This is a genomic window from Sphingobacterium endophyticum (assembly GCF_009733535.1).
GTDB lineage: Bacteria > Bacteroidota > Bacteroidia > Sphingobacteriales > Sphingobacteriaceae > Sphingobacterium > Sphingobacterium endophyticum.
This window is the reverse complement of sequence record NZ_SMMI01000009.1, coordinates 155,995-178,492: the sequence shown is the minus strand read 5'-3', so window position 1 is coordinate 178,492 and position 22,498 is coordinate 155,995. Positions and strand designations below refer to the sequence as shown.

The following is a 22,498-nucleotide window of genomic DNA, read 5'->3' as shown; positions in this document are numbered from 1 at the left end:
AGATTTTGATATTGTATTGATCTTTTAAAGGCCTATTCGGGCAATGCCTCTTTCATAAATCTCAACCAATTTTTATAGGCTATTTTTTCAAGGTCAATATCATTGTATCCTCTCGCTTTCAAGATTGGAAAGACCTTCTGAATATCTGCGATAGTTTCAAGATCGTGAGGGCATTGCTCCTTCCCGAAAGCACCATCAAGGTCGCTACCTACGCCGACATGGTTACAATTGCCGGCCAATTGGCAGATGTGGTCAATATTATTGGCCATGATTTCCATATTACAATTGGTATCCTTTGGGGTGGATTTTCCTCGTATCCAGTTGGGTACCATCATCCAAGCATCTAGAGCTACTCCAATCACAGCATTTCTACCCAATAATTCTTTAATCATCTCGTCACTAAATTGACGGTTATGATTGACGAAGGTTCTACAATTATTATGACTAGCCCAAATAGGACCGTGATATCTACTTAAAGCATCCCAAAAAGCATCGTCATTGAGGTGGGTCGCGTCAAGGATCATATTCAACCTTTCCATTTCTTTGAGGAGTTCGATTCCCTGATTATTTAGTTTTCCGGAAGAGTCGGTACCGTTTGCATATCGGCCGGGACCGTAATGCGCCGGACCGATTGCTCTCAAACCATAAGAGTAAGCTTTTTCAACATAGCTAAGGTCTACTAATGAATCTGCTCCTTCCAAGCTCAGGATATATCCAATTCTGCGATCCTCGTTGTGGTTTCCGCCGGTCCAATCCTTGATGTGCAAATCAAGGTCATTTTTATTTTGGATCATCTTTAGGCAACCGTCTTCTTCCATGGCTTTGTACCATGCCAATTGCCCCTGCGTTTGCGCCCAAGCTTGTTGGGGTGAATTCCATCCGGGCAAAGCGCTTCCCGGCTCAACATATCTGGCAATTTGGGTGGCAACAACCAATCCTATATTTCCCTTTTTAAGTTCGTCAAAGGTAACCGTAGCAAGACCACGGTCAGGCTTATCCGATAAACCTTTTTCCCTATTATTCAGTTCAGAAATGGAAACACGGAGATCCCGGTTCCATTCCAAGGCATTCATACTAAGATCTAAGTGAGCATCTATTAAAAAGGGTTGATTCATGTGATATTATTAAATATTTAGCATTCTACTTCTTGCGATGACTTGCCAACTTGTAATTTTCTGATGGTCTAAAATTACTTGAGCCCGATCGTATAAGGCCACTGTTGGACATATATGTGTAGGAATTGCATATAGAACAGTTCCAATTGGATAGAAATTGCTATCCTCGACATCCAGCACCATGTGTTCTTCACTTTGAAAAGCGGGCACCGCATCATCCGCATTTAGAAATTTAACTCTTGGTAATGGAGGATCTGAGGCAACGGCTTTGTAGCCTAAGTCAACGCAGATTCGGGTATCGTTAATAATTGAAATTACACGGCAAAGCAATATTGCGGCAGGTTGAAAAGGTTGTTCAGGGATTTTTTCTTTGTATCCCCAATCCCAAAAAACAAAAGTTCCAGGACTACAGACAACATCGGATCTTTTGGCATGGCTACTGAAAGATGGCGAGCCGCCCATAACCAAAATTAATGAATGATTAAATTGTGGCTGTAGTAAAAGGAAAGCGTCTTTAACTATCTGATAACAGGCGTCGCTTTGTTTTTGGCGGATTAATAAATCGGGATCGTGAATATGGCCATCATAACCATGCAAACCTTCTAAAACCAAACCATCATAATTTTGAATAATTGGAACCAACTCATTGATCTGTTCTAAGGAGACACCGGTTCTTCCCATTCCTACATTCAAGTCCAGATAAACAAAAAGGTTTACTTCATTATCATGCGCTAATCTACCCAATTCGTGGATCGTAAATTCATTATCAATTAAACAGGAAAAATGCGTGTTGGGATACTCCTTGATAAGTTGAATCCAACGTGCTAAATTAGGTCCAACAGGCTGATAAGCCAACAAAACATCCTTTGCATTGCTTAATGCGAGCATTTCAGCTTCAGCGATTGTTGAACATTTAAATTGATCGATCCCCTCTTCAATAAGCATTTTAGTGACCTCCACCATTTTATGCGTCTTAGCGTGGGGACGCAATCTGGAAGTATCGCCATTTACCATCTCCTTTAAAAGGATGATATTATTTTTAATTCTATCCGGAAAGAGCAAGAGTGCCGGAGAATTTATCTCATTTGCATTTTCAACCTCAAACCAATTTTCCATTTTATTCAGCATGTAATTCAAACAAAGCTTCTATTTCAACTGGGATATTGTCGGGTAAAGAACCAAAACCTACTGCACTGCGTGTCCCGATTCCATTTTCCTCGCCCCATACAGCAGCAAATAATTCACTACAGCCGTTAATAATAAAAGGATGTCTTTCAAAATCAGGGGTACAATTGACCATCCCTAAAACTTTGATAACCCTTTTTATTTTATTCAAGGATCCTAAGTTGGTTTTTATCGTTGAGAGCATTGTCAATCCTACCTGTTGAGCGGCCAGTTTACCAGCGTCAGCATCCATATCGCTACCAATTCGACCGATGATTAGAGAAGCATCATCTTGCACTGGCCCATGTCCCGATAAGTAAAGATATTTACCATCGATAACATAAGGCTTATAAACGCCTTTAGGCGCTGGTGCCGGAGGTAATGATAAACCTAATTTATCGAACTGTTCGTCTGCATTAATCTTCATTGTGTGTTTTTTTTAAATCAATTATATAAAGATGGATAAAATCATAACACCAATCAAACCCACAATTGAAACAATTGCTTCCATGACTGACCAGGAACGGAAAGTATCTTTAACAGAAATCCCTAAATATTCTTTAAACATCCAGAATCCGGAATCATTAACATGGGAGAACATTAAGCTACCAGCACCGATTGCGAGAACCATTAAGTTGGGGTTTACTCCTGAAGATTGAATCAAAGGTAAGAGAACGCTAGCCGCAGTTAATGCAGCAACCGTAGCAGAACCAATACATCCGCGTATAATGGCGGTAATTATCCAAGCAAGAATTAATGGATGTATGGGCAGCCCTTGTAAATTGTTGGCGAGTAATAAGCTTACCCCACTTTCCTCCATAACCTGTTTGAAGACCCCAGACCCGGCAATAATAAGTAAGATCATAGCGATATCCTTGACAGCCTCAGAATAAGTGATCATGACACTTTTAATTGGCCTTCCCAGACTAATACCCAATGAAAAAGTCGCATATATAATCGCTATTAGCATAACAATATTAGCGGAACCAAAGAATGATATGATTTCATGCGCATTTACATTAGTCTTAGGAACTAAATAAGGTAATACTGTAAATAAAATAATCAATATCACTGGCAATAAAGCTGTTATAAAGCTATTCCATTTTCCAGGTTTGTTATAGGAATCATTCGAATGATCAACCTCCTCTAGGTTAAATATTTCTGACTTACCTGCTTTAATATGTTTAAGAGTCTTACTAAATAAAGGTCCGCCTAAAATTATTGCGGGTATAGCGATTAGAATACCATAAATTAAGGTCAGGCCCATATTGGCATTAAAAAGTACGACAAGAGCAACCGGGGAAGGATGAGGAGGGATAAAACCATGCGTTACCGAAAGAGCCGCCAACATAGGTAATCCGATATAAACTAATGGTAGTTTATATTTATAGACGATTGAGAAAATTAAAGGGACCAATAGGACAAATCCTACTCCATAAAAAAGCGGAATTCCGACGATAAAACCTGTAAAAGCCATTCCCCATTGAAGGTGTTTTACACCGAATAACCGGACCATGACGGTGGAAATATTTTCTGCGGCGCCACTTTCGGCGACGATCTTACCCAGCATGGCACCCAAAACAATAATCAGAGTTAGGCCTCCCATAATTGAACCTATCCCCTTTTCTACCGTACCCGGAATCTTTGACATGGGAATCCCTAGGACAATAGCCGCCAAAATGGAAACAATAAGGAAGGAAATAAAGGTATTGACTTTGAAATAGGTTATAAGAAGGACAAGCAATAGCAAGCTTAGGAGCACAATTATAAATACCATATAGTTTATAATCTTGGATTAAGTTAGGAATTCCCTCTTTTTGAGGGTTTTGGTAATTCTTCTCCCTAATTTAAGAATTACAAATCTATTTTATGCAGGATATATGGAAATCCTTTGAGGAAAGGCTATTTGAATACTATCCAAAGGGTTTACCTTCTTTTAATAATTCTTTTTTAATTCCATCTAAAACATCAGGTAAGAAAATAAATTTCTGACTATTATCCTTTTGATATCTTTCAATTGCTTTTATACTGGCATAATGGACTACGTTTATTATGGAACCACCAGAGATAACATAATTTTTAACCTGTTCAGGAATATCAATTATTTGTCTATTTGCGTTGCAGAATTGAAGATCTTTAGGGAATGAAAGTCGCCAGATTTTGGCTCTATCATCAGCTTCGGGAACGGAATATTTCAGAATAGAATTAAACCGACGCATGAATGCATCATCAATGTTATTCTTCATGTTGGTAGCCAATATGACCATACCATTGTAATCCTCTATTCGCTGTAATAAATAGGAAACTTCTTGGTTGGCATATTTATCATGTGCATCACGTACATTTGTTCTTTTTCCAAAGAGTGAATCTGCCTCATCAAAGAAGAGAATCCAGCCCTTATCTTCAGCTTTAGCAAAGATCTGTTCCAAATTTTTCTCAGTTTCTCCAATATATTTGGATAAAACCATAGAGAGATCTATTTTAAATACCTGTTTCCCGACTTCTTTTCCCAACAAGCCAACAGTAAGGGTTTTTCCAGTACCTGAAGGTCCATAAAGCAGGACTTTATAGCCCTTATTAATTCGACCGGCCATCCCCCATTCTGTAATTAATTGCTCATTGTACTTCAACCAGCTTTTCAATTCTTCGATTTGTGCCTTGAGCTCATTGCTGATGATAAGATCTTTCCATTCTAAGGAGGTCTCTATCTGCTTTGCAGGAAAGTTTACACTGAATTTAGGTTGAGTAGAAATTCCAAAAATAAAATTATCCAAATATTCTTTTGATATCTTGATTTTTGAGCTCATTTCTGGATCCCCAGAAATTGGGTCCTCTAACCATAGCACTTTCTTTTTATCAAAGAAATGATCAGCCCAAAAAAGCTTTTGAATTTCTAAGCGCTTTTCATAATCATCATCTGCAAGGAGAAATACTGCAGTTTCAGCAGTAGGAATAAAACCTCGAAAATCTTTTCCCCGCACTCCTCCGATTTTTTGAAAATCACCAGAATGCTGCATTTTATAATTAATTAGGTTATCAAATAAATCTGGGATTACATGCGGTACCATGGCGATTAATAAGACGGTAGATTCATCCAGATTAAGATTGTTTTTGCTGACAAAATCGGAAAGATTAGCGGTCCATTTATCAATCTCCGCTGAAGGTTTTGGAATTTCAATATCCGCAGGAAACCAAACATCGAGTCTATGCAAGATCAAACGTTCCAAATATTTATATTCTTCTGGAGCATTTCTATCAACGAAGCTGATATGAGATTCTTTTATTTCCTTTTTACTTTTCATTGAAATAGAACTTAGCTTTTTCCCATGCAGTCACTGCTATTTTGACCCCTACATGGTGCCCTTCCTGGGTTGCTTTGGAAAAATGGATTCCAGCAAATAAACAGGATTGTCCGGCTTGTTCTGCGGCAAAGGAATAAGTTGGCCAATCCAATACGATATCCATGCAGGGAGTATTTCCCGATTCAATTTTTGAAGTACCCATTTTTATTACTGTTCTGCCCCCGAACACATCATTACCGGTAAAAGTTTTAAGTATAACCGCGGCTGTACGGCTTATACAGCTATGGAATGAAATATATTCGGGAGAAGCAGGAGTTTTCAGGTATGGGGTCCAATTTTCACCATTCATCGTTTCGGTCCCTTTACAAGGACCAGCCCATGCCTGTATTGTTGTTGCATTAAAGAGAGCTCGGATTGCTGTAATAGGTCGAACAGAATCGTAATAGTGTTTACATTCCCAAACAGCAATTGAAGAATCCAACATTGCATTGGTTAAAACAAAGAACAGTTTAATGCATTGAGAATTTCTATAATATTCTTTTTGAGCTACAAATTGGGCAATTTCGCACCAGTGTCCAGCCGTTGTAAAAGTTCCCCTAGCATCTTCCCAATAACTTGCGATGACCTTTTGTTCATCAGTAAGACCGGCATTGATATCTAATATTTCCCTAGCCTGCATTTTAAATTCAGCTTGTTCCTTAGTATATGGAGGGTTGGGTCTAAACTGCCAATTGTAGGTAAGGGCAAAAGGCTTAATCAAACCCCAGTGCGGCAATAAGAATTTTTGAGATTTTTTATTTTCGATGGACTTATATTGCGGTTGCCAATGACTCATGTCATATATTATCTCAGGCGTATTTTTAGGTTTATAGCCAGTATAATCCGAGAGTTGAGGCATATGTACTGTTCCCAAGGAATTGGCGCCATCAGCATGCCGCAATTCCAGGTTTAATTTAGCCATGATATTTCCAATACCTTCAGGTTTGCAGATATCTAATGTTTTAATTGCAGGATCAAATCCCTCTTGGCACATTAAATCAATAAATATTCCTTTAGATTCTGCCGGTAACTTTAGCCAAAACAGGTCCATTAATACTTGGAAAGCAGCATAAGAGAATGATTTCCGAATATTTTCTTTGGCACATTGCTGTTTAGGAATTTTAATATACTTGGCGGTAGTTGTACTTATCGCACAAGTTTCATAAACAGACCAAGCGTCATACATTGCCGTATGTAAGATGGCTAATGCCCTAGCAGCAAATGGACCGGACGATTTGGTCAACTTAATGGCTTCAAGACATAGCTGATTCCATTTTATAACAAGTGGTTTATCTGACATGACAATCTTTATTAATTTTCAATTTTAAAATACGGGGATAATATCCGTAATAATATAAAATCTATCATCCATCCAATATCTGCCTCTAGCTGTTTGTATTGTCATTAATACGACAGCACAAGGGCTTTCCCTCCGCGGTCTAAACGTAATACGTTGATGTTGATTTTGCACTCTTCCAGCTTCTCTATTAAACACTCTTTCCAAAGGCCAAAGGTTTTCAAAACGATCCGGACCGGACCACATAACATCCTGAACATGGTCAGGAGAAAATGCTTGTCCATTAAAATCATCCCAATCAAATCCATGCCTTTCCAATACTGCTCTAAATGCGGCTTCATTACCTCGGTCCTCTTCAAAACGTAATTGCATAATTTTTCCAACAAAAGGAAAGAAACTACGACTTACTCCGATTGGTTCACCAAAAGGCAATCTTGATCTTTCTCCCATAAAATAGGTGTTCTCACCTACGACAATTGGATCTGGATAGCTAGAAATAGGTTTATACCAGGTAATAGGAATTGGATCCCTTCTAGAAAAACCAGTTGGTGCTGAGGGCATAAGAACTTCATCGTCTGGACAGTCCGGTTCATCAGTATCAGGATCTGGTACAGGCACTGGAATTGGAACTGGAACCGGTATAGGATCGGGATCAGGGTCTGGATCAGGTTCTGGGTCCGGCACAGGTTCGGGAACAGGAATTGGCAATGGTGCAGGAATTGGCAATGGGGATGGTTTCAATAATTCCTTAAGCAATAGATATAAGAAATAAGCAATCAGGGCAATTATTATTAAAATCACAATGACCAAAACTACAATAAGGACAATCTCCCAAGCTGCCAGCCCTGCCCCAACCGCTGCTTCAGAAACTACTGCAGTTTCAGCAACTATAGCTGTTGCGGTCACAATCTCTATCTCCACTATAACAATTTCAATAACAATCGGAGTTACTTCAACAAGTACTGGAGCAAGTGCAGGAGCAAGTGCTGGTCCCGCAAAATTTATAACAGGTGGTGTTGAACCAAAAGAAACAAAGTTTGAAATTGCTGAACGAATAGACTGTCCAACACTGCTTGCAATATCAGAAAATATATTGATTACTACACGTTGGATATTTGCTATTAACGAAACGATCTTCGTAATTATACTTACAATATGTCGAACTATAGAAACAATCAATCTTACGAAAGCCATAATTGCATCCATAATAAAACCTACAACTGCGGTAATGATGCTGTTTATTAAATTGCTAATGGAAGTAATAAATTCCTGAACTGCTCTTTGAATAGCTTCATGTATTCGTTCAATAATAAGTTGAAGCCTTGCAATTAAAAGATTGAAAATTGAATTTGTTTCTAAAAAGAAGTTCATTACAATTTCCCTATTCCTATAGATTAATAGCTCTGTAGCTTCTTTAATAAATAGTGCATTTCTCAATAAGCCGATTGACCTCGATCGCCTATTCCTTCTATTTCTCTGATTAGGAATAACTACCCTTCCAAGCAAACCTAGATATTGTAATCTATTTGCTTTAATTTCTTGAATTCTTCTTCGTTTAAGAGTAAGAATTTGACTGATCAATAGGGCTTCCCCTCTAGCCAATGTTGGGAATATATAATTATTCAGCAAACCATTGATTTTACGGATGATCTTATTACCAATCGTCAAGACAATCCTTATAAATTTAGTTTGTATTCTAAAAAGGAATTGAAAGACTTTATTTAGAATAGCATTTACGGCATTATTGATTCCATTTATAATTCGGATTATGAAAGTTTGCGCCACTACAATAACTTGTTGAATTACTCCCGTAATTACAGACAATCCTCCTTGAACGGTATTTGAAACCCTGGTTACTCCAGAATGAATCAGATTACGTAAATATTCTACGCCAGTAATATCGGGAAGAGGGATTGAATTGATCAGGTTTAAGATTTGATTTTTGATTCCATTCAACAAATTCGAGATGAAAGAACTTGCAGCTAGAACCAGTGAATTTATTCTAGCAAAAAATGCAGCAGTCATTGCAATTCCCTGCTGGGTAATCATGTTGGCATGTTGGGTTATTAAATTAGCGTATGTGTTTGTCAATAAAATAAGCTGCATCTGTTTTTCAAGGATCTTCCTCATGATTGCGTTAATCCTTAGCAGGAAGAAATTTCTAACATTTGTTCTTATGTTTTTAAAATATTGATGAACTTGAAGCAATCTCAATGCTGCGATCTGTTCTATCATCATTTTTGATTTATCGACACTGGAATCAAATTTGTTCAATTCCTGCAGAGCAATTCTTTTCAAATATCCTTCACGAGCAGTTCTAATTTTTTGGTCAAGGGTTTGGGGGTTTGTTTGATTTTTTGCTATTCCTCCTACCGGAGAAGCATTTTTTGTATTTGATTCAGGAGTTTCTTGCTCTAGATTATTTTTATTTTCTGTATGATCATTGTTTTGATTAGAGCCGTTTGAATCTTCAATTGTTGCAATTGCGCCTTGATTTTGATTCTTTGCAGGAGCGTCTGTTTCTTTACCGGCATTCGATGTTTCCAGATTTGATCTGTTTTCTGCATTTTCTAGTTTAGAAGGATTTTGATTTCCGTCAGTTTCAGGATTCAATCGATTATTTGCGTTAGAAATAGGATTGTTATCCGTCTTTTGGTTGGAAGCAGCAGGTTTATCTTTCTCTGTATTATTAGTTAGTGCATTGGGTTCTTGTTTTACGGCCCCTTGCTGGATTACATGCGTTAGTTCGTGGGCTAGTAAATGTTTTCCTTGTCTACTCTCAGGATCAAATTTGCCCTGATTAAAATAGATATCATTTTTGTGCGTAAATGCCTGGGCATTTATAGAATTATTCATTTGTACGGCATCAGAATGGTCATGAATTCGGACATTTGAAAAATCTGCATTAAAAGAGCGGGACATTTCCATTTGTGTTTGCGCCGGTAAGGTTTTACCCTGTCCTTTTGTACGCATGAGGGTACTTTGAATTGAATTTACATTTACTTTAGCACCAGAAAATGATATTTTCCTTTGTATTTTCTTTTCATCCTCTTCACAGCATTTACATTTCCGTTGAACCATTGGTACAACAGGATTAATATGAGCAGCACTTTGTTTCTGCAGCACCCGGTCAGCCATAAAATCAGCTTCCTGTTCAAAGGCATCATTCGACCTACCTAAATTTAATTTAGTTTGAATGAAAAATGAATTGCCATCCCCTTTATTAAAAAAATTTGATGCCGATTGATGATCTTTTTGCAAAACAGCATCTTGCCCCTTATTGAAAAAAGGAGCGGCAGTTTTGGCATTTTGTGCCACTGGTTTAATTTCAGCAGCTTTCATTTTATTTATCTTAAGGGTTTACAATTCCATTATTATCTCCAATCAACTTGGATTAACTGTTTAAGCCAAGGAAGTTTAATTATATTCAATGACCAAGGAAGATAGTCCAATAACATATCAATAGGCCCTTTTTCGACTAGGATTTTTATCTTATCATCTACCCAATCTATCTTTCCACGTCTAATAAGAAAACCTTCACGTAGCCCATCTATGGAGGTGTTTTTCAAAATATCCCAGTTAGCAATTACAGCCTCCAACATTGTGTCAGCCTCAGCCCTATCCGCTACTGACAACATGATGTCAGTAGAGATAGCGGCTTTAATAGGATATCCACATATTATTTTTGGTACTACTAGTTCAAATTCTTTAGGATTTAATTTTCCAGTAAGCAGGTAGTATAGGACATATATCGCTTTTTCTCTTGATATCAGATTTATAAAGGTTTGGTCATGGATTAAATCCAGTTTCTTAAATAGTGAATGTAAAAAAGGATGTAATAAAATAATCCCTACATAATCTACAAACAGAGAATCAGTAAACGGAGTCTCCTTAAAATCAGCTGTTGAGTATTCGGGTTCAATTATTTCATTAGAAGAACTTTCTTGCACATCAAAACTTATATGATCGAATGGATTATAGGATTCCTTTCTTATATTTTCATGTCTAATTACAATACAGGTTTGAAACATTTCTTTCCAAAATATTTCGAAGCCTCTATTAAATTCTATTGAATTCAACTTAAATAATTGATTATTATAGTTATATTCTTTCTCTATCGAGGAGATTTCTTCAATAAAATCAGGAGCTAAGATTTTTGTCAGTTTTGATAAAAATTGTATTTCATGCTGCCGAATCAATCTTAATAATGAATTAGGGTTAGTTTTAATTTCTTCAATAAAAACTTCCAATAAGTCCGTATCTGTTGCTAAAGCTTCTAATACATGATTATACCAGTCTGTATTTAATGTGTTTACATTCCAATCAAAAAACCCATTTTTCACATAAAATATCCATTGATCAAAATCTTTAATGCTTATCGACTTCCTCGTAATATTTTTATTTAAAAATTCATCATTGTTTACTTGAGATTGAATCTGATTTTTAATATTCAAAATCAGATTTTCGTTCTGATTTATTCTATCTAAATCTTTTAGTTCAATGGTCCCTAAGTTGATGCTTAAGGAGTCTATTAAGATTGCCTCATCAATTGGTTGGAGTTGATCAAACACCTCTTCCATCAAAGGGATAAGAAAACGCCAATATTGTTCACTTAGTTTTTGCTGAATGCTAAAACTATCCATCCCTGAATTTAATTGGATGTCAATAAGCTGTTTTCTTATAAGATGTTCCATTTTATTTATTAATTCCCAAAAGGAGATTTTTTATTTCTAATACATCCATGGAAGGTTGATATTTTTTCAATTCAGTTCCATCCCAATGGTTATAAATTGCGGCCACATCAATTTTGGATTTCCTTAATTTTTCAAATACAGGATTTAATATGGATAGATCCGATTTGTTTTTCTTTTTAAAATTGAGATGATCCAATGCAAAGCATATGATTGATTCGATTATTCGTTTCCGTTGCGGTTGATTTAATACAGCAACGTTTTTGGATGAAGTTTTTTTATTTTCAATAACTTTATTAACCAAAGTTTCCAATTCGTTAAATACGGCATTAGAATCTCTCAAGTATTTTTGGACACTTAGTACAGTACCATTCTTATTAAATTTTTCAGCAATTAAATCAACAGTATTGCGGTAGGAAAGAATTCTTTTTTCAATCAACAAATTATATTCTTTAGGATTATTGCGTTTTTTCACTAAAGGTGATGAAACTAATTCTTTAGAGACTTCTTCATTTTTTACGATCGTTTTATTTTCTTCCTTCCTTTTTAAGATATAATTATTCTCATTCTGGTCATTATTACAATTGATAAAATAGTATTCTAAAGGATCAGAAATATTCCAACAGAAAGTTTCATTTACCTGGTCAACAAATTCAATGCTTTTAACTTGAGAAATATCCTGACCTCTACGAATACAAGGATTTTCAATAATAACATCATTTTGACAAGGAAGGCAGGAATGACATTCATCGAGATTTTTAAAATTTCGATAAAATAAAAAGTTTAAGAAATCATCTATTGAGAAATCGTTTAGACAGGTATTTATCTTTGCAAGATACCTTCTCCATTGTTTATATTTATTTTCAAAGCAACAAAAATCATGAGGTGCTAACCATAGAATTCTCAGCATAACATGAGCAGGGGCAATATTATAAAGAATATCTTCCATTAAAAGCCTTCCGGATTCTGTCCGGAAGCGTTTTGGCCAGGCGGGTAATACCACTGTTGAAATAAAAGAATAAGGATCTGATTCAGGAATAAAGCAAACATCCATTGCTTCGGAGCAAGGGTCTTCATTCATTTCATCCCATACTAATTGATTTTCTCGCATATTACCATAACATTGGTAATTTTTCCTTGATAGACAATCCTCTTCACATCTAGGGCGTAATAAGATATGTTCAATGGCATGTAGACCTTCCGAATTACTTAATCCAATGGTACGTTCGATTGCGGCGCATAATTCTTGCGACGAATCGTAACATTGTGGATTTTTTGCAATTGGTCTACCAGCATATTTTATATTATCTTGATTATTATAATAGGTATACCGTTCATTGCTTGATTTAAAGTCAAAATTCAAGGAAATTCCGAAGCTATTACATTCACAATCTATTTCTGGATTATAATTATTGAAATCATTTAATATCTGGATAGCAATCGCATACATTCGTATTGCCTCCTCACATGTTTGGTAGCTGCAAGATGATTTCCAAGCCACAAAACAAGTCTCATCCTGAGCTATTGGATTTTCATTACAGGAACAAGGATTCGCAATAACTTTATTACAACTATTGAATCCAGGTAATTTAATTTCAATATCATATTGATATAAATCGCTGTTATTCAGCCTTGTTCTTTTCACCGGGAAATAACATAAAAACAACTCTACTTGCTTCTTAAAGGAATCGATAGACCAACCTTTATTGTAGGAACTAAGTATGATTTGACCATTCTTATTTTTAAGAACAATTAACTCCTCATGGTAATCATAGAAATTATCATGATTTGAAAGTTCTTCAAGAATATCAAAAAACATATTACAGGGTTCTTGATTATCCGTACTTTCAATAGTTTTTATAGCAAATTCTTGACCTTTTTCATCTTTGAGAATAAGGTTATTATTTAAAATTTCAGAGGTAAATGCTTTATTTTCGATCCATAATTTAAATTGATTATACAAATCTAACATCACTTGATTCCGTTTTTTAGCGGTATCATATTTACAAGGATGATTTATGAGGTCTGGACCACAATTCAGATAAAAAGAATGGCAACAGGAATCTTTAATTTGATATTTATGAAAACCAAGATTTGATTGAATGGCACAAATAAAATTTTCCACGCCGTTTTCTCCCCAAGCCGCTTCTTCATTCGAATATCTTTCGGTGCTTTCTGCTAAAACTTCTCTGATATAAATTTTATAACCATTATTTTCTAGATCACAATCAACAAATAAGTTTCCTGAATATTTAAGTAGCATCAAGAAGAAGTTAAATTCTTGCATTGCCTCGGCAGGATTTGAATATGTTTTCATGCTCTGCCATATTTCAGGGTTTTTTGAATTATTGAAAGTAGAGAAGTAAAAGACCCCATCCTTTTCCTTGATTGGATAGGAGTTCACCCATTCAATCAATAATTCTTGAACAGGACCATCTCCGTAAGATTCTAATTCTAACTGTGTCGCTATTGGAATATAGACAACTGCTAGATTATTATTGGATTGGTTTTCATCAAAAGATATTGAATTGCCATAGCTATTTAGTTGAGCTGCTAATTTGAGGATATTGAAGTAATTTTCCTCAAATGCATGCAAAGCTAGATCTTGGGAATCATATAGATTCATAGATTCAAACAATACAATTTCCTGATTTTTTGGTTCCGTATTTTTATAATATAGATTATGAGCTTTTAATTGATAACGAAATTTCTTGGTTTTGCCTTTTCCAATAATTACTTCTTTAATAATAGATCCCCCTAAACAAATTTGGAGATGTTTTAATTTTCTACGAAATAACTTTGCAACCTTTCGTTTTCCGTATTCCGCATCGGTTTTATTCTCAAAATTCTGTTGAAAGGAGGCCAAAACTCGATCTTTATCTACCAGTTTATATATAAATCGTGCAGTATTTTCATTTTCTTCTTTGCGAACTGCAGTTTTAAAGTTTTGGGTTTTCGATGTTTTAGAATATTGTAAAATATTCTTTTGGGCAGATAATGCATTCAAAAGCAAATCCTCAGATGAATTAGATTCAGGGGGAAGATTTACTGAAGGCAGTTTGCTATTTTTATTCTGCTGGGTTAATATTAGTCCGTTTTTACTATTTCCAACTTTTAAAGTTGGGATAGCAGATTGGAATACTTGGGATGCTTTTACGGCATCTTGCTCGCTTAAATATTCTTTCGTACTGGAGAATTTAAAATTTGAATTGGGTTCATACCCCAAATAATAATCAAACTTCCATCCTTTTGGAAATTTCTCAGCTATCAATTTATATTCAAATTTAATTAGCGTTGAAATGATTTTATTTTGCATTTCAAGGGCATCCATTTCAGTATTAAATTCTGAATAACAAGTTGCTTCAACTTGATCTTTATTGAGAATATGGAGCTTATACGCTGAATCTAAAGAATCCCGTTTTATTAGATAATTATCAGGATTAGTTGCGAGGATAAGCACTAAAGTTGCATTTTCCTTTGCTAATTTATTGGATGAAAAATCATGAACAGCGTAAAACTTAAAGGTATTTAGGCTATCGAGAATATCGTAAGTAAATTGTTCAGGTTTTCCTACAATATTGTTATTGACATTAATCTTAAAAGCCTTAATATCCAAATATCTTTTAACATCGTCATCAGAAGATGTAAAAATAAGCTGTGAAATTTTCTTGTTATTATTTGAATCTGAGGTCCATTCAGAAGGATCGTTGATTTTTGAAATTGTTTTTTCAGCATGCTCCAAAGCGGCCTTATCCTCAGGATAGTTTTGAGTAGATTTGCGAATAATTTCTCCGAGCTCATCTACTAATTGAGCTTGATATTCATAACTACTGATATGAATTTCATCTTTAAATTCTTTACTGAACATTCTGTTCAATCCCAGCCTTACAGCATCAGCATCTTGCGATGTAGGATATTGCTTATAAAAGGATACAGACTTACTTTCATTATAATGTAGTTCTACGGCATATGATTTATTATGTGGAATATACTTGGTTGTTAATTTTTCTGGATTTGATATGGATTCATAAACTACCTGGGCTACTTCTTCGGCTTCAGCTTCTGAGTCAAATCTTTCATTCAATGAAAAATAGGGTTCACCATCAATCTTTAACTCAACTAAATAATAATCATCTAAAGGTTCCACAATAAAATTGCATAAACTATGGATTTCTTTGTTTTCAATTCCTGCCAGGTATTTCGCTTCATTTTCAAAGCCAGAAATATTGCTATTATTCAAATTATTCTGCAAATAATCATAGGCTTTTCCGCGGTTTTCACTAATGGAGTCGTAGTTTGATAGGAAATCTTCTTTAGCGGAAATTAGGCGTTTAGAATAGTCAATTCTTGAATCGTAATTAAATTGATCAATTATATGATCTGTAAATTTTTCAGCAAAACGTGACAATAAATGGTCAAGGAAACCATTTCTTCTTTCACTATATAAATCTTCATCTTCAATAATTTTTGATAAATAGGATTTAAATGATGAAATGTTCAACTCAAGGTTAAAGGAGACATTATTCTCATCCACAATAAAGCTACTGTAATTCTCCTCGAAAGAACCAACATAAACTACAGAATTAGCATGTAGAGAGGCGGCAGAAACTGAGGGAAAACCTATCTTACTTAATAAAGCAAAATCCGTAGATGTCCCAATGATATAATAATGAATTTCCTGAGAATCAGCATTTAATAGCCCTATTTGATAATTAGAACTTATAAAATCTTCTTTAAATTGATTTATAACAACATTTAGCTTATTTAGATTAGGAGAATAATATTGGATTAAATGATCTGGATTCACATTACTGGATTTATTCAATTCGATTAAATCCAATAAATCTGGGTAACTAACCGATCTTACCAAGATATTTCCTGTTTCACCAAGGTTAGTTGAATATTCATCACCTACTGCAAAACGAAGCAATTTAGATAGTTCAGGTTTATCAACTAACTTATTTAGAAAATAAGTTCTTTTAAAATTTGGATCCGTTGCACTATTCATTGCGAATAGTGTTCTAATGTTTTTTAATTGAGATAAATACCCTGCAAGGACTTGATCAAAGAATAGCAAATATCCTTTAAGTTGTAGTGCCTGAGCTTTTCTAAGCTTAGTAGCATCATCAGAAAGTCCACCATCAGCAATTCCATATACTCTTGGAAAATCATCTTGTAAAAGGTAGTATTCATCCAAATCTTGATAATAGTTACCTTGAGGAATGCTTCGATCTAAATATTCGGAAGGGCTTTGAAACAACACTTTACCAGAATTGGCGAATTGTATATGGAACAATCCTTCAAATTTCTTTGCATCGAATTGTATCGGAATATCATTTTTTGAAAATTTAATTTGGGTACATGCTAATGAAAAATTAGCTGTATAATTTTTTGGTAATTTAAATTTCCAAACGGTTGAACTATCGAAAAATCCTGCCTGACAATTTTTTATTAATAAATTATTTACAGATTTAACACCTTCAACATTTAATATTATTTGATATAAATCTGATAGATGGATTTCTTTTCTGAGATTAATTTGTTCCAGTTCATCAGAATCAATGAATCCATGACTTTCTGCGAGATTATAAGGTCTACCTGAAAAAATTTCTTCAATGGTTCTGTCTTTATCCAATAATTGCTGAAGGGTATAGAATTTTGGACTAGGAGAAATAAAATCTCTTAATCCTTGAATTATTTCGGTATAAATTTTATCAATATTGGCATCGGTATTCAATTCGATATCGGCACAAATACCTACATCTATTTTACATAAATAGGTGATATCCACAAAATCTTCACAAAAATTTCTGTGAGTCATCAGCCTATTTCGGATAGACTTTGTCAATTCGTCAAAATATTCAGAAGCAAGGTTTTCATTAGGAAAATCAGAATTGATATCCTTTTCGGGTTCTATAAATACATGATATAATCCATTCAAAAATTGGTTACAGGCTAAATTTTGAGATGCTTGTATATTAAATTCTGACCTATCTGAACAGAAATCAAGTTGGTCGGATGCGATCTCAATCCAAGCATTTTTCACTCCTTCGATATCAATTAGGAGTTTACGGTAATCCATTAAATTAAGTGGATTACAGCTTAGAATTTGAGCCGCCGTAAAGAAATTATTTTCTTTGCTGTTATCGTTTGGGTCTTTGGATAGCAAATCCAATTCTGGCAGATTTGTACGATATCCTAAATCCAATAATGCATAACAAAGAATTTCTAGAATTGTTATTCCAGGATCATGAATATTATGGTCCGTCCAAATTTTTCCAGAGAGTTTTCCAAGATAAGCAATACCATCCGTCCTTAATTTTTGAAAATCAAGATATGAAGGGAAATTAGGATTTACCTTGCTAATAGCTTTAATATGGTCTCTTTCGGTTTTCATGACTATTCATTCTACCTACACTTTATAATTTTTACAATAATTCTCTATTGGAATTGGGACATTAGAACATGGTATCTGTATTTTAGGAGATTCCCATCGTTCACAATCCTGCTGTTCAATAAGAACATCTATGTTCGAGGCTATCAATATTGAGCGCGGAGTTATTGGACAGACTACTTTTTGTGAGTTTGTTATAATATTTTGCTCATCATCTTCATGTTGCATCCTGAGGTCAATGATATAATTGATATAATCTCTAGATTCAATAAATCCAACGATATCAGATTGATATATACACTGTCCGAAAGATAATTTATCAAATTTACCGACTGCCCAAGGAGCCAAGAACTCTCTGAGATCTTGTTTTAATTTATCCTTATAGAATTGTTCATCTTTACCTGGATGAAGTTTTACTTTAATACATATATTAACTCCTTCATATCTAGGATTCATGACTCTCAAACGGACAAAAGGAGAACATCTTTCTTTGATAAATTTTTGGATATTTTCCAATAAACTCACTGGCACTCTTGGTTCAAAAACTTCGGAAGCTTTCAAGATATTTAAATCAGGAATTACGGCCAAAATGATATAACCTGGAGCCATTGGGAAATCATTGATATATTGATGAGCATCTAATGCGAAGCTATGATTTATACATTTTACCTTATATAATTGAGGAAAAGCCTCTAATGTTAACCTTTCATAATCAAATTTTTGGATTGCCCTATTTTTATGTTTAAGTAGCTCACTTACACGGATATAAAAATGACCTTGGGATTCAGGAATTCTTCCATTAAATGATTCATAAGGTTGATCAACTTTTTTGATATAAGAATCTGATTCCTTAAGTTTTGAAATAGAACCTGCAGGCAATGGTGTATTTAATCTAAGCTTATCATTTAATATTTCATTGGTAAAAGTTGCTTTAATAGCTTGAGTATGGATTCCAATAATTTCACTTACAGACTTACTATTTTTAGGGATACTTGCTTTTAACCAATACATTCCATTAGGCAAAATGGTATTGTCTTTTGTGATGCTACCGGGAATAGCAAATTTAATGATACCTGAAGTTGTTAATCCATGGGTATCATCATCCAATACTTCAAATCCAGTTCGCATATTTTTCCAACTATTATTTTCTAGATAATACCAATTAACGGGTTCTCTAAGAGATTCGGAGTCAGAAGTTGCTTCTGCCATTTGAAAGAGGATATTGACATTAGTACCAGGTTCCATTTCCTGAAGGGCAATGAAAAGATTACCTTCATCGCAAAAAGTTGGCAACATGGATGGATTATGATTTAGTTCCTCTTTTTTAAAAGTTTGTGGATAAGGATAAAGATGAATGATTTCAACATCCTTTATTTCAGCAGTGGCGGAATAATCTAAACATAAATTTTTTATGATAGGAGTCCAAGGTTCATTGGGAATTACCGCTTGATACTTGACATTATTATCTAATAAAGAATAGACAGTATTTAAAGTGTTATTTAAATTTGAAGCATCATTAGCGAGGTTGTTTAATGTGCTGGGATTTAAAGGATCATAAGGTAGCACAATTCTTCTGATTCTATTTGCATTGGATACATTAATTGATGTATTACCAATATTTCCCATTCTAGCTTTGATTCCATCAGGCGAAGCATTTACATCTTGATTAACCCGAAGGGATATATTTTTAGCATTATTGATATCATCAATAATGTTTTTGGACCTGAAAACTACTAAATTTCCGCTGGCATCATAATAAATAGCATCCTCCAATTTACTGTCGGGGAGTTTTCCTAATGCCATCATTTGCCTTGCCAATACATAAGAATAGACTTTATGGCAGAAATCTTGAAACTGCAGATTAATCTTTAAAAATCCATGAGTTGAGTTCACTTCATATTTTTCAAGATTTTCATCAGAATGAATAAATTTCTGATTGAGTGTAAAGTGCGATTTATTTAATTTTATAGTCTGTTCATAAGGATTTTTATGATTGCATTCTGAATTACCGTTTGATTCAAATAACCGGCGGTTATTATATACTTTTCCCAGTATATTTACTGAACTGGTATTTGGGCTTGAATGATTATTTTCACCTTTCCATTTTCCATTTTCAAGGATGGAAAGATTGATAAAGAATTTATTTTCGTCAAGACCGAAACCATCTTCATTCTGTAAATATCCTTTATAGTAATCTCGAAAATTGGTGGGTTTATCTTTCCAATTTAAATTGACTGTAATGTCATCCCATTTTTTTGAAAATACCTCTTGGCTACCAATATAAAAATCAGGGCCAATTAAATTAATATCAGTATCAACATTAAGTTTAGGCTGATTTTTTATATCAAAGTCAATGATTTCTGGTCTTGTTCCAAAAGGGTAAATTGGACCATTTACATTCTGAAGGCTTTCGGAATTCTGAACGATAAGATTCTTCAATCCACAGACTTTCACTTTAATATTGGTAGATTCGGTTTTATAAGTGGCTGCATTAAAATAGCTAGAAAATCTTACGTTTCTAAAAAATTGATAGGTTGAAACTTGTTGAAGATATTCCTTAGATTCTTTTTTACAGAAGAAGGAATCTTCATTTTTTGAAATATTTACGTCTAGTTTTATCCTGTCATCGAATTCTACTTTTAAGAGTGGAAATTTCGTATGAAATCCCTCTTTTAAAATTTCATCATCATAATAGGTTATTGATTCCTTCTCTTCAGATAATTCAACGCTAATAGTCATTTTAAATTTATTTCCATTATACAATTCGGAAATACTAATGGTAGGATTGTTATCTGGAATTATCCAATCTTTTTCACCGCTAAAAGCAATATTTATTGCTTTAATAGGTTTAAAAATAGCTAAGAAAGATAACTTTTCGGGGTCAGTTAGGTTCCATTCTTTAAATTCCTCATTAGTAAGAATGGTTTCAAATATTTCTTCTCTAATTTCACCGGAACAGCTTATCATATTTTCATTAGGAATAACTTTGGACAATTTTGATTCTAATTTTGCTCCTAATTCTTTACTTATACCATTTTTATAGGCCAGAGAGATTAAATCACGATTAATTGGATAAAACTCTTGATTCAAGATTTGTTTAAACTGATCGAATAAATCATTGATAATTAGAGATTCCGTGCAAAAATTATTGATTTCACAGACTACATTGATTTCGATATTTCGCTCAGCTTCTTTTAATAGTAGGACTTCGGAAGCCAATACGAATCCAATCCTTGCATGCGGAAAGGGTTTAGTGAATTTATGTTCCGGATCTTTGTATTTACTAAGTTCGGCACCTAGCGTAGACCAACTGGGGTTAGAAATATCCTTAAATGGTTTATCCACACCGTCAGCCATATTTGCTTTATTTGCAATATGAAGTCCTTTGAGATATGTGGATTTCCCATGAATCTCATTATTTAGAAATAAGGTTTTTACTTCTGCAATTTTGGTTTTATTAACGACGATTTGATCATCTAAAGAAAAGAGTATTTCCCTTTTATTTGCATCCTTAGCATCTTTAACTAAAATACCTTCCTTCAACAAATATTTCTGGATTTGATTTTGAATTTCAAAAACGACATGTACTTTATCAGGGAAGGCATCTTTAGGTTTTAAAAACAAGACTTCTTTATAGAAAAAATCAATATGTTTTTTAGTAAAAGTATTTAAGTCATTTTGAACATATTTAAACAGTTTAAGGAAAGTAAATAACAAAGCTAAATGTGGACTTACTTTTTCTTTAAATTCATCTGTTAAGGGTTCAAAACTAAGTTCTAAGCTATTCTCTGCTATTTTAGAAATAGCATCAATATTGTCTAAAAAAGAATCCGAAAAGATTTTTATCTGGTTTTTTGTGTAAATAATTCGATCCCGATCATTCAGCCCAGAAGCGTAAAATGCGTCATCAGATTTTATGCTATATAAGTCTGTAATATCTAAGTTCCAGTCCTCATCATTTAAGAAATCCGAAAAGTTCAAGGTTTTAATTTGAAACCATTTTACTGCCGTATTAAGTTCGAGAATGAACAATTTCAGAGAGTCGGATAAGTTATCTTTTATAAGCTTTGCTAAGAATAGTGATATTGGTAATTCAGAGTTTTTTAATTTAATGTTCCAGCCAAGAATTGGTTTTATAATAGCGTAATAAACAAAGTTGACCAATAACTGCAGGCTAGCTTTAGATGGGTTTTTATCGAATAGATGCAAATATTTTTGCAATTTATCATTGATTTTTCGCTGGTCAAATTTTATGATCGCAGCAATTGTAAAAGGCAGGCTATTTTGAAAAAACGGTTGCCAGTTTGAAACATTAAGATCAGAATCATAATAATTGATATGTTTAGCTAATTTTTGAAAATAATCTAACATATCTGCTAAATTCCTAGCATCAATCAAAGCTGAGCTATTCAATAGGTCATCCATCATCCGCTGACGTTGGCTAACTCCAGAATCGTTTTGAAAAGGATGTATGAGCTCTTTACATTTCATGGCTA

10 protein-coding genes are annotated in these 22,498 nt (G+C 34.3%); all 10 read right to left on the bottom strand.

The window, feature by feature from the left end; translation table 11 throughout:
* Positions 1 to 32 precede the first annotated feature (32 nt).
* Complete coding sequence (locus E0Y80_RS12900; RefSeq protein ID WP_156308088.1) at positions 33 to 1,115, bottom strand: dipeptidase; 1,083 nt, start codon at positions 1,113 to 1,115, stop codon at positions 33 to 35.
* A gap of 9 nt (positions 1,116 to 1,124) precedes the next feature.
* Positions 1,125 to 2,231 (bottom strand): D-TA family PLP-dependent enzyme, encoded by a 1,107-nt coding sequence (locus tag E0Y80_RS12895; protein WP_156308087.1) that lies wholly within the window; start codon positions 2,229 to 2,231, stop codon positions 1,125 to 1,127.
* A 1-nt stretch (position 2,232) separates the two neighbouring features.
* Entirely contained in the window at positions 2,233 to 2,706 is a 474-nt protein-coding gene (locus tag E0Y80_RS12890) for a RidA family protein (protein WP_156308086.1), read from the bottom strand.
* A 21-nt stretch (positions 2,707 to 2,727) separates the two neighbouring features.
* The gene (locus tag E0Y80_RS12885) at positions 2,728 to 4,056 is read right to left on the bottom strand and encodes a gluconate:H+ symporter (protein WP_156308085.1); all 1,329 of its coding nucleotides are present in this window, start codon (positions 4,054 to 4,056) and stop codon (positions 2,728 to 2,730) included.
* Positions 4,057 to 4,192: 136 nt separating this feature from the next.
* On the bottom strand, positions 4,193 to 5,581 hold the full coding sequence (locus E0Y80_RS12880; RefSeq protein ID WP_156308084.1) for an ATP-binding protein: 1,389 nt from the start codon (positions 5,579 to 5,581) through the stop codon (positions 4,193 to 4,195).
* Positions 5,571 to 6,920 carry a vanadium-dependent haloperoxidase gene (locus E0Y80_RS12875; RefSeq protein WP_156308083.1) on the bottom strand — a complete coding sequence of 450 codons (1,350 nt, stop codon included), beginning with the start codon at positions 6,918 to 6,920 and terminating at the stop codon, positions 5,571 to 5,573. The genes E0Y80_RS12880 and E0Y80_RS12875 overlap by 11 nt, the downstream gene beginning before the upstream one ends.
* A 24-nt stretch (positions 6,921 to 6,944) precedes the next feature.
* Entirely contained in the window at positions 6,945 to 10,259 is a 3,315-nt protein-coding gene (locus E0Y80_RS20635; protein WP_197091592.1) for an eCIS core domain-containing protein, read from the bottom strand.
* A gap of 32 nt (positions 10,260 to 10,291) precedes the next feature.
* Entirely contained in the window at positions 10,292 to 11,611 is a 1,320-nt protein-coding gene (locus E0Y80_RS12865; RefSeq protein WP_156308082.1) for a contractile injection system tape measure protein, read from the bottom strand.
* A gap of 1 nt (position 11,612) precedes the next feature.
* Entirely contained in the window at positions 11,613 to 18,005 is a 6,393-nt protein-coding gene (locus tag E0Y80_RS12860; protein WP_156308081.1) for a hypothetical protein, read from the bottom strand.
* A gap of 15 nt (positions 18,006 to 18,020) precedes the next feature.
* Positions 18,021 to 22,493: a baseplate J/gp47 family protein gene (locus E0Y80_RS12855; RefSeq protein ID WP_156308080.1), complete on the bottom strand. Its 4,473-nt coding sequence runs from the start codon at positions 22,491 to 22,493 to the stop codon at positions 18,021 to 18,023.
* Positions 22,494 to 22,498 lie beyond the last annotated feature (5 nt).

What these genes read in the sequence shown, in the direction of transcription:
- E0Y80_RS12900 (WP_156308088.1), bottom strand. Translation starts at nt 1,115, where the DNA reads ATGAATCAACCCTTTTTAATAGATGCTCACTTAGATCTTAGTATGAAT.
- E0Y80_RS20635 (WP_197091592.1), bottom strand. Translation starts at nt 10,259, where the DNA reads ATGAAAGCTGCTGAAATTAAACCAGTGGCACAAAATGCCAAAACTGCC.
- E0Y80_RS12860 (WP_156308081.1), bottom strand. Translation starts at nt 18,005, where the DNA reads ATGAAAACCGAAAGAGACCATATTAAAGCTATTAGCAAGGTAAATCCT.
- E0Y80_RS12855 (WP_156308080.1), bottom strand. Translation starts at nt 22,493, where the DNA reads ATGAAATGTAAAGAGCTCATACATCCTTTTCAAAACGATTCTGGAGTT.
- E0Y80_RS12875 (WP_156308083.1), bottom strand. Translation starts at nt 6,920, where the DNA reads ATGTCAGATAAACCACTTGTTATAAAATGGAATCAGCTATGTCTTGAA.
- E0Y80_RS12895 (WP_156308087.1), bottom strand. Translation starts at nt 2,231, where the DNA reads ATGGAAAATTGGTTTGAGGTTGAAAATGCAAATGAGATAAATTCTCCG.
- E0Y80_RS12890 (WP_156308086.1), bottom strand. Translation starts at nt 2,706, where the DNA reads ATGAAGATTAATGCAGACGAACAGTTCGATAAATTAGGTTTATCATTA.
- E0Y80_RS12865 (WP_156308082.1), bottom strand. Translation starts at nt 11,611, where the DNA reads ATGGAACATCTTATAAGAAAACAGCTTATTGACATCCAATTAAATTCA.
- E0Y80_RS12880 (WP_156308084.1), bottom strand. Translation starts at nt 5,581, where the DNA reads ATGAAAAGTAAAAAGGAAATAAAAGAATCTCATATCAGCTTCGTTGAT.
- E0Y80_RS12885 (WP_156308085.1), bottom strand. Translation starts at nt 4,056, where the DNA reads ATGGTATTTATAATTGTGCTCCTAAGCTTGCTATTGCTTGTCCTTCTT.